At 52.7% G+C, this 256-nt stretch carries 1 rRNA gene; it reads right to left on the reverse strand.

Going from position 1 to position 256, the window contains the following annotated elements:
* Positions 1-256, reverse strand: a 23S ribosomal RNA gene (locus JNB91_RS30550); the annotation flags it as partial.

Consider the following 256-nt stretch of genomic DNA (forward strand, 5'->3'; position numbering starts at 1 on the left):
TCACCCCTAGCCACAAGTCATCCCAATCTATTGCAACAGATGCGGGTTCGGCCCTCCAGTTGGTGTTACCCAACCTTCAGCCTGCTCATGGCTAGATCACTCGGTTTCGGGTCTAATGCAACTAACTCAAACGCCCTGTTCAGACTCGCTTTCGCTGCGCCTACACCTACCGGCTTAAGCTTGCTAGTTACACTAAGTCGTTGACCCATTATACAAAAGGTACGCCGTCAGGCTTGCGCCCTCCGACTGCTTGTAG

The organism is Aliirhizobium wenxiniae (assembly GCF_019511445.1).
GTDB classification, from domain to species: Bacteria; Pseudomonadota; Alphaproteobacteria; order Rhizobiales; family Rhizobiaceae; genus Neorhizobium; species Neorhizobium wenxiniae_A.